Below are 13,772 nucleotides of genomic sequence, written 5' to 3'. Positions count from 1 at the left end.
ATATGGGCTTTAAGGTTTTCAAAAATACAGTTTTATTATTTGTCGTTATAGTGATTTCTTGTGCTTCTAAAACGAAAAATGACATATCATCTAATGATGAGATTCTGAAACAAGTTCTAAATGACAGTTCAATCATAGTTGGTGCCAACCAAACTGAAGCATATTTACCTTTATTAAAAGGAAGGCGCGTCGGTGTAGTGGCAAATCAAACCTCCATTGTAACACGTTCTCTTAATAAGGTTTTAGAGCCAGAAATAATTGTGGATACTAGTTATCATTTAGTAGACTTTCTTAACAATGATAAAAGTTTAAATATCATAAAAGTCTTTGCACCAGAACATGGCTTTAGAGGTAATGCTGATGCTGGTGAGCATGTAAAAGATGGCATTGATACTAAAACACAGTTGCCCATTTTTTCACTTCACGGGAAGCATAAAAAACCAACTAAAGAACAATTAGAAGATTTAGACATTATGGTTTTTGATATTCAAGATGTTGGTGTACGATTTTACACCTATATTTCTACGTTACATTATGTCATGGAGGCTTGTGCTGAAAACAATGTTCCTTTACTTATTTTAGACCGTCCAAACCCAAACGGTAATTATATAGATGGCCCTACATTAGAAAAAGAGTTTAGTAGTTTTTTGGGGAAGCACCCTATTCCTTTAGTACATGGAATGACTATTGGCGAATATGCAAATATGATTAATGGTGAAGGTTGGCTAACAAATGGCATAAAATGCGAAATTACTGTTATAGAATTAGAAAACTACACACATAAAAGCAGCTATAGTTTGCCTGTAAGACCTTCTCCTAATTTGCCAAACGATCAATCTATTTTGTTATACCCAAGCTTAGGCTTATTTGAAGGGACAAATATTAATGCCGGAAGAGGAACAGAATTTCAGTTCCAACGCTATGGTGCCCCTTTTTTAGATAGTACGTACTACAAATTTAGCTATATGCCAAAAGCAAATTTTGGTTCTAAATACCCAAAACATAAGGGTAAAATTTGTTATGGTAATGACTTGTCTAATGTAAATGTTGAAAGAGGTTTTACACTTAAATATGTTATTGATGCCTACAATAACTCAATAGATAAAACTAAATTTTTCAATACCGAAAATTTTAGCAAACATGCAGGCACAGCCAAATTACAACAACAGATTGAAGCTGGTAAAACTGAAAAAGAAATTAGAAAAACTTGGGAAAAAGATTTAAAAGATTATGATAAAATGCGTGAGCAGTACCTAATCTACAATAGATAATGTTTTCTCAAGAGGTTTTGGAAACTCTCTTTCCACCTCAACCACAAATACAATCTTTAAAGGAGACTGAACCGCTACTAAAACATTGCGCCCTTTTTTTAATTCATTAAGTGGAAGCTTATAAGAATTACTATCTACCCTTAGATTAATATCTTTTTTATTTGAATTGTTAGCCGTGTAGAGATAATTTATTTTTTTATTACTTCTAAGAACTAGCGTATCCTTACTCTTATTAAAATCGTGATACAAACCAGAAGCTTGAACATTTTTGTTTTTATAAATTGTTGCTTTACCCTTTTGTGCAAAACAAACATTAGCAAAACCTAAGCATAGGATTGCTATAATAATGTGGGGGAATATTTTCATTGGAACCATTAAGTCAAACGTTACGTTTAAGCTCAACAGAATTAATTAATCTTGCTAAATATACGTGCTGTAATAAATTTTGGACTTTTTTTTCGTTAAAATGATTAATTAGTCCGATGACAAAATATGAGTTTAAATGTCAGAATAATCGGCAATCACTCTACTTACTTGAAAATCAACAATCTAAATAAAAATAATTTATTAAACATCAGAATCAGCAGAAAGGGTAGGCTTTTCATAAGCTTGAAAAGGTTGCTTGAGTAGATCTTTAATGTTACTATTTTTTGCTTCATTAGGAAAAACATCAACACCATAAACCAGTTTTTCTCGGTCCATATACATGTATGTTCCAAGTAAACGGTCCCAGACAGAAAAAATATTGCCATAATTAGAATCCGTGTATGGCAATCTAAAATGATGATGAATCTTATGCATATCTGGAGAAATCAGCACATAACTAATCGCCTTATCTATAGATTTTGGCAACTTAATATTGGCATGTGTAAACTGTGTAAAAACTAAAGACATGGCTTGATATAACATTACTATAGCTATTGGTGTACCAACAGCAAACACGCCAAATAAGGTGAACGAGAATCTAATAACGCTTTCGATAGGGTGATGTCTATTTGCAGTTGTTGTATCTACTTTATGGTCTGTATGATGCACTAAATGCACCATCCAGAGTGGTTTAACTTTATGTTCTACATAATGTGCTAAATATGCTCCAAAAAAATCAAGTAATAAGACACCAAGTAAAATATAAGCCCAAAGTGGAAGCTCTGGTAACCAGTTAATAATACCAAAATCATTAGCTTTTACCCAATCTGCTGACCACAATAATAAAAACGCCAATCCAAAATTTATAACTATCGTTGTCAACGTGAAGAAGAAATTTGGTATAGCATGTTTCCACTTTTTATAATCAAATTTAAAAAGAGGAATTGCACCTTCTAATAACCAAAATAAAGTTATTCCAGAGACTAAAAGTATACTTCTATGAGATGATGGTATCGTTTCAAAGTAATTATAAAGAGTATCCACGTATTATCGATTGAGATTAACAATGAGTTGAGCTTGTTTCAAATTTAGTAAAGAAATTTCTTTTTCTAAAGCTTGAAAGTTTTCTTTATCATTTAGCAATCTATAAGACGTATAATACAAGAATGATAGTAGTGGCTTATTTACCTTTGCAACCTCTATCTCTTCTATTTTTTTTAATTGACGTAATGCTCTTCTAGGCTTATTTTTAATTAAATCCTGTTTTAGTTTTGTAAGTTGTATACGTTGTGTTAATTCCGTTTTATCCTCTAAAGCTTGGTCTTTTTCTAAAATTGCCCTTGCTTCAGCAAAATAGATATCTGATAATTTTAAAATTTCTGGCCTCACCTTTTCATTAACCAATAGGCTATAGTCGATGTATTTAGATGCCAAATAAAAGGTAGAGTAAAAGTCTTTTTTACTGTTATAATTTAGTATTTCTTGCTTAATATAAGATGTATCCAAACGGTATTTTAAAACAAACTTCGTAAAGTTCAACAGCTCTACATACCCTCCAGATGTCCCAATTATATTACCATTAGCATCCATAATTTTGAGAGAATCATCATTAAAATCATTGATATAGGCTTGACTTCTTTTATCTTTTATTTCATTATACATATCCTCATAAAGGACTTCGTCGACTTTTACCGGAACAAAGTATTCCCACATCAATTGGTTTAATTCTTGCGATTCAAAAAGGTTTTCTAAAACTACATTTTTACCATTTGTAACCTGAATTAAAATAGGTAGTGGATATTGTGTTGCTTCTTCCCAAACCATCAAAATAAGTTTGTTTTGAGTTCTAGCCATACGCTTAGCAAAATCCATTGACTCCATCCAATTGCCAGTTTGCGAGAACGTGTTTAGAGATAAAAATGCCAAAAGCAAGACGATAGTAATTCTCTTCATTAATCTAAATTTTTATTTGCTGTTTCATAGCTTCAACAATATTATAAGCAGCAGGGCAAATAGCCACATTTTTTAATGTAAGATTAGAAATTTGTTGAAATTTCTTTCTATCTGTATGAGGGAATTCTCTACAAGCTTTAGGTCTTACATCGTATATACTACAGTAATTGTCTACTCCTAAAAACGTACAAGGCACACTTTGTAGTATATAATCATTTTCTTCGTCTAGCCTCAAAAATTGTTCCACAAACTTTTGAGGTTTCATCTTAAAATGTTTTGCAATACGTTGAATGTCTTTATCGGTGAACAGTGGGCCAGTAGTTTTACAGCAATTGGCACATTCTAAACAATCGGTACGCTCAAATTCCTCTTCATGCAAGTCTTGCATAATATAGTCTAATTGCTTTGGTGGTTTCTTTTTAAGTTTGGTAAAAAATTCCTTGTTTTCCTTATGCTTATCTTTGGCAAGTTTTGGAAGTCTATCGATTTGGTCCTGCATATGGTAAAGTTAGCTAAAATGAAATGCTGAATCAAGTTTAACCCAACAAACTCTATTGTAATTTTATATGAAAGACATTTTTGGTAAAGCCTTACTTGAGTATTACAACAATAATTATACAGAAGATATTGTAACCTGGACCAACATTTCTGATAAAGATAGTTTACCTCTTCCTTATCTTTTTAGAGCTTATTCTGAAATGCCTAAACTCGAACAAAAAGCCTTACAACTCGCCAAAGGAAAAGTTCTTGATGTTGGTTGCGGCTCTGGTAGTCATAGTTTGTATTTGCAAGACAAAGGCTTTGAAGTAAAAGCTATTGACATTTCTAAAGGTGCTATTGATGTTGCAAAAAAACGCGGCATAATACATGCTGAACACAAAGCTCTATTAGACGAAACCGAAACTTTTGATACAATCTTGCTCTTAATGAATGGCACAGGTATTTTTCAAGAGTTTACGCTAGTATCAAACTACTTAAAGCACTTAAAATCGCTTTTAAATCCTAATGGCCAAATCTTAATTGATTCCTCAGATATTAAATATATGTATCAAGATGATGATGGCGGTTTTTGGTTAGATACTTCTGGCAGATACTATGGCGAATTAGATTATTACCTCAGCTATAAAGGCGACCATGAACAACCTATAAAATGGCTATATCTCGATTTTGAAACACTAAAAACTGCTTGCCTATCCGTAGGACTCAACTGTAAAAAAGTTATGGATGGTGAGCATTATGATTATTTGGCGAAAATTAATTTTTAATTATTGCTTCTCTCCACCAACATAAGTCTCAACAACTTTTGTATTTGGTATATCTACAGCTTCAACTGTAACAATATCTTTATCTAGGATGATAAAATCTGCAAATTTACCAACCTCAATACTTCCCTTTTCGTGGTCTTCAAAATTAGAATAGGCAGCCCAAATGGTCATACCTCTCAAAGCTTCTTCTCTACTCAATGCATTTTCCATCTGGAAGCCACCATCAGGGTATTGCTCCAAGTCTTGGCGTGCTACTGCCGCATAAAACGTCAACATAGGATTTACACGCTCCACAGGAAAATCAGTGCCTAACGCTACTTTTCCGTATTGATTTAGTAAATCTTTAAACGCATAAGCCCCTTTTATACGCTCAGCACCGACTCTATCTTCTGCCCAATACATATCACTAGTCGCATGTGTTGGTTGTACAGATGGTATAATGTCGTTAAACTTTGGAAAGTCTTCTTGAGATACAATCTGTGCATGCTCTATTTTCCAGCGGCGATTTGGCTTGCCATTTAACACCTCTTTATAAGTATCCAAAACAGCATGATTTGCAGAATCTCCAATGGCATGTGTATTCATTTGGTATTCTGAATTGGCAATACGTTGTGCTGTTTCTTTTAGAGTTTTAATATCATTAACCAATAAGCCAAAATGCCCAGGCTTGTCACTGTAAGGATCACGTAACATTGCACCTCTTGAACCTAATGCCCCATCTGCATAAAACTTAAAAGAACATACATTGAGGTAATCTGTTTTAATAATGCCTCTACCTATAAAATAATCTAGGTTTTTTTGAGTTGCAGATGCCATGGCATACACTCGCATTTTTAAGTCGCCCGATTGTTGTAAACTATCAATGAGGTTAATGGCTTCTATGCTTAAACCTGCATCATTGACAGTAGTCAGTCCAAGACCAAAACACTTGTCTTGAGCATCTAGTAATGCTTTTATGGCTTCTTTTTTTGTAGAAATTGGCCAATAATTCATGACTAGAGATTCTGCATTGTCAATTAAAACGCCTGTTAGTTTGTCATTTTCAGCAAGTAATTCACCGCCATCAATTTTACTATCTATGTTTACTTTTCCTAAATCTAAAGCGGCTTGATTTGCTAAAATTGCATGACCATCAACACGAGTTAATGCAATTGGTGTATCAGGAAACAAAGTATCTAGTTTTGCTTTATTAGGGAATGATTTATCCTCCCAGTCGTTTTGGTCCCAACCACGACCCAAAATATACTCTAAGTTCTTTTCTTTTTGAAAATCTACGACGCGTTGCACAACCTCTTCGTAGCTTTTTGTACCCATTAAATCCACTTGATTTAAACCCAATCCTAAATTCAAAAAATGACAATGCGCATCAATCAATCCTGGTGTTATGACTTGTTCCTTAGCATCAACTATACTATCAGACTCGTAAGAACTCAGAATAGCTTCAGAAGTACCAACAGCAACAAATTTTCCGTCCTTAACAGCAAACGCTTCAGCCTTACTAAAGGCTTCATCTACTGTATAGATGTTGGCATTTGTGACGATTAAATCTGCTTGTTGTTTCTGTTCTTCACACGAGAATAATACAAGTATTGCTAGAATAGAAAGTAGTTTTTTCATTTTTCAGGTTGGTTTAATAGGTCTCGACTCCACTCGACCTGACATAAAATTACTTGTAAAAATAAGAAAAGCGTTCTGGATAAAAACGCTTTTGAAAATATCTAACCAAATCTATGACTTATGTTAGAACCCAACCTTCCATACTTTATCTGAAGCTTCGAGGTATTCTGACAAGGCAGCAGAGCCATACCATGGAAACATATCATAATCTAAAAACTTAGCTTTTATTGCCGGGTCAGTTGCTAAAAGTGTTTTAGCTTTTTCCATATCGGTTTCATTGAGTATAAAAATACCACGGTAATTCATATCATTTTTTCCTACTGGTCCTGCGACTACTAACTTTCCAGCTTCAACCATGGTATCCATATTTGCCATATGACCAGCAAATGCTTTATCGATTTCGGCTTTGTCAGTTGATGTATTAGAACCTGTTTTTAGAATCACAAAGATGTAAGACTTCATTCCATAATCATCTGCTCCTACTTTTTTGGCCAATTCGGCATCGTAATTTGGATTTGTTTTTTGGGCAGTTACAAGCGTTGTAAGGCAGCAAAATGTTATAAATACTAAGAGGCTTTTCATTATTCAATATTTAAAAATATTACCAAATATAACAATAATGAGACCTTTCGACTGCCTTCAGGGTGACACCAGGTTTTAAAAATCAAATTGATAGGTCGCTCCCGCCAAAAACTGTATGCCTTGAACTGGAAAGTTATTCCATCTTTGGTAATCTTGATTTGCAATATTATTAGCCTTTGCAAACACCGATAAATAATCTGTGACTTTATACCCCAAATGTGCATTAGCATCAAAGAAACTATCTAATGTTACTGGTATAGCTGGTGAAGGAATGAGTGTTCCTAAAAGGGTAGATTCGTCTTTTCGTTCTCCTGTAAAGAAAATACTGCCTCCCATAAACCAGTGTCTTGATATTTGATAATCTAAAAACACTGAGCCCGTTACGTTTGGCAAATTCCAAGCTTCTACTTGATTATCTGTATTGTAATTAAAATACTCTCCTTTGATAGCTAACTTAAAGTTTCGGTTAACATCTATATTTAACTCTCCAGCAACTGAAAACGTTTTTACATTATCATAAACCACATTAAAAGAATTACCAAACTGATAATCTTCAGTAGCAAAAGTTTGAGCGTCGTTAGTTTTAAACAAAGGTTTACTTTCTTCAGCAAAATAGTTACCCTTAATATTATAACTCACTGTATTTGACAATTTCCCTTTTAGACCAATAAAACCATGATACTGTTGATCCGTTGGAGATACCAATAAGGTTGGTGATATAAATGGGTTCTGATTTGCAAAATCGTAATAGGAATTCTGAATTAAATCTCCAGTAACTCCTGCATAACCAATCAATATATCATTAACCAAACGATAAGAAGCTTCTATATTTGGATACAAAAACAATTTGTTTTCGCTCTGCTCTGTATCATTAAGATACGTTAAGCGAATACCTAAATCTACGGTTAAATCGTCTTGCTTTATTTGGTAAGATGGTGATAAAGTCACATTTACATTTCCATAGTCAATACCTACTGTTGAAATATAATTTCTATCAAAATTACCGCCGATATAATCGACACGTAATTCAGTTTCTATTACTTCGTCTTGTATGGGGATATCAAACCCCGCCTTAGCTACAAATCGATTTTCGCCAGAGTCTCTATCATCTCCAAAACGTCTAAAACGTACACTACCGTTTTTGATTAAAGCGTTATCAAAATTGAGTTTTCCACCAACATAAAAACTATTGTATCTTATTTTAGAATCAATAGTATTTGCTTCTGTTTGTCCAAAAAACTGTTGTGGCAAACCATACCAATTGTAAGCCATAACATCAGCTCCTAAATCGAGTTTCCAAGAAAAATTATTAAGTTTTTTAGAGTAATTAACATTGAGTCCTGTTTTAGAAAAATCGTTATCTAACAGCAGGCCATTAATACCACCTTGTGATGAATGATGACTAAAATAGCCACCTACATTTTCTCCACTATTTAGCTCATGATTTAGATATATTTCGCCTAAAATTGTCGTGTAGGTTCCGACACCTAAAGAAGCATAATTATCATATAGTTTTATAGGTTTTGCCTTATCTACATTGGCGGCCTTTCCTTTAGCTGGTGTAAACGTGGATGCCACAGGAATTGAAAATATATTGTATTTCACTTCCTTTTTATTTATAGTATTAGCATCATCTAAAGATGGCTTATCCTTAATCTTAAATGCGTCCGAAATTGTCGGTGTATAGGGTTTGATAACATTTACCGTTTGGTCATCAATTGTGTCTTTTGTTCGTTCTTGTGCAAACGCAAAAGTGAAGACTAACATTAAAAGTGCTGCTATTTTATATTTGATGTTCATGGATTCTGTTTTGATTTTGATGATAAAATTTGATTGATGCGATTCTAGTTATCACCTGATTCGATTGATGAATTTGTCTTTGCTTCTTCAGATTTAATTTTATTTAATTCGGCTCTAGCTTCTGCTACAACATCTTCAAACTCTGGGAAGCTAGAAATGACACTTTCTAAAATGTAAGTCGCTTGGAAAGCATCATCTAAAGCGTAATAATTTTTTGCCATTACAATTAAGCCTTTTGCTGAATACAATTTATAACTGCTATAATCCTTGGCTAATTTTTGAATTACAGTATTAGACGCCGCATGTTTGCCTTCTTTGTTTTTGAAATATGCATTATAATATAATGCTTCAGCCGCCACACTACCCGAAGCCGTTTTCTGAACTTGTGCATAAGCCGATTTTGCTTTTTCTTCATTTCCAGTTTCTATTGCAGAACGTGCAATGATGAGTTGAGCATCATTTTTAATCTTAGTATCTAAATTAGACTTTGACAATACTTTCTCAGCATAACTTTCAGCCTCTGTATAGTCTTTAGTTTGATAATGGGCATTCATTAAATTAGACTGTGCATATATAATATTCTGAGGATAATCTGCTTCTGTTTCTAACTGTTTTAAAACCGAAATTGCTTCCATCCATTCAGAATTATTGAGATAAATTTCACTAAGTTTAACAGTTGCTTGTTCTGTGTATTCATTTTTTGCAGCATTAACCACTGCTTTATAATGTGGTTTAGCATTATCGAATAAATCTTTCTTGTAATACAGTTGCGCTAAATAAAAGTGAGATTTCAGAGCATGTATTCCGTTTGGAAATGCATTTAAGTATTTATTAAATTGACGTATCGCTTCATCCGTGTCTCCGTCTAAATATTGCTTTTCTGCCGCCAAATATGTTGTATTATCTAGCTCTGCATCAGTTACTTCTACATAATCTAACGTTTTTACCCAACGCGCATATTCGTCCACAAGACCTAAATCGATATAGATTAAGCGCACTGTTGAGACTGCTTGAATAGATTCTTGAGAACCTGCAAAATCTCTTGCTACTTTTTTAAACTTACTCAAAGCCCGCTCATTCTCACTAGCGTTGTAATGAATTAAACCTTGACGTAATAGTGATTTAGAGATAAAAGCACTACGCTTATATTCTGAATTTAAGCGATCATACATAGACATTGCTTTGTCCATTTCGTTAGCTTTTACATAAGAGTTTGCAAGCTCATACATGGCATCATCTCTTAATCCAGATTTAGGATAACCGATAATAAATGTGTTGAGCTCTTTAATTTTTGTTGAAGCCTTACCCATATAGCCATGACTCATTGCTTTTTGAAATGACGCATAATCAGTTTCGATTTCATTAATGCTTATGGCTTTATCATAAGCCGAAATAGCATTGCTATAGTCACTAGACACAAAATAACCGTCACCTAATCTTAGATAAGCATCATTTACTCTTAGTTTATCCTCTTTTTTGGCATCAATAAATGTTCTAAAATACGTTGATGCTTGATTGTAATCTTTTAGCTTAAAGTATGTGTAAGCTAGGTTATAATCTAAGTTTTCGATTTCTGGAGTATCAGAAATTCCCTCTTGCTGCTTAAATTGTTTAAACCCAATTAAAGCCTCGTTATAATTGGTTAGGTTGTAATCTGTTTCAGCCTTCCAAAACGTAGCACGAGCAACATAAGCATTGTCTCGTGGTTGTTTCAAAGAATTTTCGAACATCTCTAAAGCTTCACTGTATCTATCTTCGTTATATAATTCAATACCTCTATAGAAGGCTACTTTTTGGTATGCCAACTTATTTTCGAAACTATTTTTCTTTTCAAGAAGATTTAAAGCTTCTTTGTAATTTTTTGAAGTAATGTAAGAATCAATCAATAGTGTTTCGATTTCTTCTTTATAAGCCGTTTTTGGATAAGCTTCTAGATAACCTGCCAATACTTGTGGTACCGATTGATATGGGTTACCTATTTCGTAACTAATCTTAGCATAATTTAGCCATGCATCTTCTTTAATAGTGTCATCAAAATTCATCTGAGATGCATTTCTAAATGCATTTAATGCCTCCGGTTTTTTATCTAAATTGATATAACTTTCTCCCAAATGGTAGTAGGCATTTTGTGCCACTGAATTATTACCATCTATAATTTTATTGAACTCAGAAATGGCGTTTTCAAAATCATCTTGTTTGTAATACGCATAGCCCAATTGGTAAAAATCAGTATTGTTCCAGCGTCCGTTCTTACCCTTATAAGCCTTTAGATATGGAATAGCTTCAGCATATTTTTGAAGATTAAAATAACTTTCGCCAATAATTTTTGACAATTCTGAAGTTTCCTCTTCATTACTTTTTGGTAATTGTTCTTGTGCAAGCTCTATCGCTTTTTCAAACTTACCAAGTTTAAAGTTTAAGTCGGCCTGATAATAATTAAGCTTCTCTTTATACTTTTCATTATCCGAAACAGCTTCAAAATATTCGTTTGCAGCATCATAGTCATCACCTTCGTATGCCATATACCCTAAATAGTACTTCGCTTGGGAACCGTATTCTCCATTTTCTTTAACACGATTTAGATACTTCTCTGCTCCGTTTTTATTTTTAGTCGCATAAAGACTATAACCATAGTTAAAATTGTATCTATCCTGCTCGGCACGGGCAATACTCATCTCATCAACCTTCTGGTACCATTTGCGTGCATAAGCATAATCAGAGTTTTCAAAATAATAGTCAGCAACATCTAAAAATGCTGTATTTCGTTTTGTGCTAGTGGGATATTCTTCAACGAAATCTTCAATTAAATCATCCGCATTCTTTTGATTTAATCGTACTGCACAATTAGCAATGTAATAGCTACAATCAGATTTTAAAACTTCATCTTCTGTTTCATACTTTATATCGTCAAATAAAGATTGTGCAGCTTTATATTGTTGGTTATTATATAAGGTGAGTGCTTTTTGATACTCTTTAAACTCGCTAGTATAAATAGCGGATTTTTGAGCAAAAAGGAATGATGAGAGTAAGAGGCAAATGCCTAAAACATGTTTTTTTAATAACGTCATTAGCGTCGTTTTTTGATTTGCGATTATGATGATTGGTATTAATTCAAAATTAAATTAATACCCTAATACTAACGCAGAAAATTACTGTTAATTATAAACCAAGTTATCAAACATAGATTGCAACAATATCAATTTTCTACTATTGTACGATTATATAATAATTGTTTAGCAGCCAATTATTATGCCATTATTAAAAACTGTAAATTAATTTTTTTGCAATACATTTATAGCCAATAACGTTTACTACACCAAAATAAGCATATGCCAGAAACTGTTTTACAACTTAAAAATGCAAATATCTATCAAGCAGAAAACCTTGTACTTAGTGATGTTAATGTGGAACTGCAAAAGGGTGATTTTGTATATCTCATTGGTAAAACAGGAAGTGGCAAGAGTAGTTTTATGAAAACACTTTATGGTGACCTAGAATTAACCGAAGGTGAAGGTCATATCGTAGATTTTAACTTGCTTGGATTAAAAGAAAAAGATATCCCGTTTTTAAGGCGGAAATTAGGAATCGTATTTCAAGATTTTAAATTATTGCCAGACCGCACTATTAATGGCAACTTGGAATTTGTATTAAAAGCTACAGGGTGGAAAGATAAAACTGAAATTAACGAACGTCTTATTAAGGTATTAGATAAAGTTGGCATGGGAAATAAAGGCTTTAAATTTCCGCATGAACTTTCTGGTGGTGAACAACAGCGTGTAGCTATTGCTCGTGCTCTACTCAATGAACCTGAGTTGATTTTAGCAGACGAACCTACAGGAAACCTAGACCCACAAACAAGTATTGAAGTTATGGAAGTCTTGCAAGACATCAATAAAAACGGTAATACTATTTTGATGGCAACCCATGATTATGCGTTACTTTTAAAATACCCAAGCAAAACTTTTAAGTGCGATGAAAATAAAGTGTTTGAGGTGGTACAACGGAAAAGCTAATTATGTCTCTAAATGCTTTCGATACTTATACCAACATATAACTACAAAATTTCTAAGCTTGTAGAAGAAATTTATAAGCAGCTCCATGAAACAGATATTACATTTGAGATTTTGTGCAAAGATGATGCTTCAACTATTTATGCCTCAGAGAATGAAGTATTTACAAACAAGTTGTCTTACACTAAATATTTTAACGCCGAGCAAAATCTAGGTCGCACAGCAACTAGGCAATTTTTATGTGATAAAGCTAAACACGATTGGTTGTTGTTTTTAGACGCAGATGTAATGCCAAAAAGCAAAGCATTCATTAAGAATTATATTTCGCAAATAGATTCAGGATATGATGCTATTTTTGGTGGATTTGCTTATGATGCTTCTATGAAAATTGACACAGGCATTTTACGCTGGAAATATGGAAAAACCTATGAAGAGCTTGATGCCAAAAAACGAAATTTAAAGCCTTACGAACTCATCATTTCCGCTAATTTCTTAATTAAAAAATCCATTTTTTCTAAAATTAATTCTAGATTAGATAGAAATGGCTATGGTCTTGACAATTACTTCTCTGCTCTATTGAGAGCCGAAAAGGTTAAAGTACTTCATATAAATAATGAAGTGTATCACTATGGTTTAGAAAACAATACTAAATACATAGAAAAAGCCGAAGAAGCTATCAGTACACTTTTTTGGATGAGAGACGAAAAGAAGATTACAACTCATAATAACAAGCTACTAAAAACGTATAGCTTATTAAAAAAACTAAGACTTAATTATGTCTGCTCAATTCTATATAATGTTTTGAGTAAATCCATTCGTAAAAACTTATTGAGTAATAATCCAAATGTGCGTTTACTCCAGATATATAAATTATTATACATTAGTCATAAAGATTTGAGCAAATAGAT

The 13,772-nt window shown here is 33.1% G+C and carries 12 protein-coding genes; 4 read left to right on the top strand and 8 right to left on the bottom strand.

The genetic code is table 11. From position 1 onward, the window contains the following. The first annotated feature begins 2 nt into the window (after positions 1–2). Positions 3–1,271, top strand: coding sequence for an exo-beta-N-acetylmuramidase NamZ family protein (locus IEV10_RS06790; RefSeq protein WP_188373926.1), 1,269 nt, complete (start codon positions 3–5; stop codon positions 1,269–1,271). Here IEV10_RS06790 and IEV10_RS06785 read toward each other — a convergent pair. The 4 genes from IEV10_RS06785 to IEV10_RS06770 all read right to left on the bottom strand — a co-directional run bounded on the left by IEV10_RS06785 (position 1,254) and on the right by IEV10_RS06770 (position 4,089). Further along, positions 1,254–1,637, bottom strand: a complete 384-nt coding sequence (locus IEV10_RS06785; protein WP_188373925.1) for a hypothetical protein — start codon at positions 1,635–1,637, stop codon at positions 1,254–1,256. The genes IEV10_RS06790 and IEV10_RS06785 overlap by 18 nt on opposite strands. 201 nt (positions 1,638–1,838) lie before the next feature. Then, on the bottom strand, positions 1,839–2,681 hold the full coding sequence (locus IEV10_RS06780) for a sterol desaturase family protein (protein WP_188373924.1): 843 nt from the start codon (positions 2,679–2,681) through the stop codon (positions 1,839–1,841). A gap of 3 nt (positions 2,682–2,684) precedes the next feature. Further along, positions 2,685–3,590, bottom strand: coding sequence for a hypothetical protein (locus tag IEV10_RS06775; protein ID WP_188373923.1), 906 nt, complete (start codon positions 3,588–3,590; stop codon positions 2,685–2,687). Positions 3,591–3,594: 4 nt separating this feature from the next. Further along, positions 3,595–4,089 (bottom strand): YkgJ family cysteine cluster protein, encoded by a 495-nt coding sequence (locus tag IEV10_RS06770; protein WP_188373922.1) that lies wholly within the window; start codon positions 4,087–4,089, stop codon positions 3,595–3,597. A 67-nt stretch (positions 4,090–4,156) separates the two neighbouring features. Here IEV10_RS06770 and IEV10_RS06765 point away from each other — a divergent pair, with 67 nt between their 5' ends. Then, positions 4,157–4,855 (top strand): class I SAM-dependent methyltransferase, encoded by a 699-nt coding sequence (locus tag IEV10_RS06765; protein ID WP_188373921.1) that lies wholly within the window; start codon positions 4,157–4,159, stop codon positions 4,853–4,855. Here IEV10_RS06765 and IEV10_RS06760 read toward each other — a convergent pair whose 3' ends face one another. The 4 genes from IEV10_RS06760 to IEV10_RS06745 form a co-directional block, all read right to left on the bottom strand. Then, positions 4,856–6,472 (bottom strand): amidohydrolase, encoded by a 1,617-nt coding sequence (locus IEV10_RS06760; protein ID WP_188373920.1) that lies wholly within the window; start codon positions 6,470–6,472, stop codon positions 4,856–4,858. Positions 6,473–6,595: 123 nt separating this feature from the next. Continuing rightward, on the bottom strand, positions 6,596–7,054 hold the full coding sequence (locus IEV10_RS06755) for a YciI family protein (protein WP_188373919.1): 459 nt from the start codon (positions 7,052–7,054) through the stop codon (positions 6,596–6,598). A 75-nt stretch (positions 7,055–7,129) separates the two neighbouring features. Further along, positions 7,130–8,854, bottom strand: a complete 1,725-nt coding sequence (locus tag IEV10_RS06750; protein ID WP_188373918.1) for a TonB-dependent receptor — start codon at positions 8,852–8,854, stop codon at positions 7,130–7,132. 44 nt (positions 8,855–8,898) lie between these two features. Continuing rightward, a complete protein-coding gene (locus IEV10_RS06745) occupies positions 8,899–11,922 on the bottom strand; it encodes a tetratricopeptide repeat protein (protein WP_188373917.1) in 3,024 nt (1,007 codons plus the stop codon). A gap of 261 nt (positions 11,923–12,183) precedes the next feature. Between IEV10_RS06745 and IEV10_RS06740 the strand changes: the two genes are divergently transcribed. Both IEV10_RS06740 and IEV10_RS06735 read left to right on the top strand, forming a co-directional pair. Continuing rightward, complete coding sequence (locus tag IEV10_RS06740; protein WP_188373916.1) at positions 12,184–12,867, top strand: cell division ATP-binding protein FtsE; 684 nt, start codon at positions 12,184–12,186, stop codon at positions 12,865–12,867. A 12-nt stretch (positions 12,868–12,879) separates the two neighbouring features. Next, positions 12,880–13,770, top strand: a complete 891-nt coding sequence (locus IEV10_RS06735; protein ID WP_188373915.1) for a glycosyltransferase family 2 protein — start codon at positions 12,880–12,882, stop codon at positions 13,768–13,770. Positions 13,771–13,772: the final 2 nt, after the last annotated feature.

Origin of the sequence: Winogradskyella haliclonae (assembly GCF_014635865.1) — a bacterium.
In the GTDB taxonomy this organism is placed as follows: Bacteria; Bacteroidota; Bacteroidia; order Flavobacteriales; family Flavobacteriaceae; genus Winogradskyella; species Winogradskyella haliclonae.
Note: the sequence above shows the minus strand (reverse complement) of the source record. Positions and strands in the feature narration are given on the sequence as shown.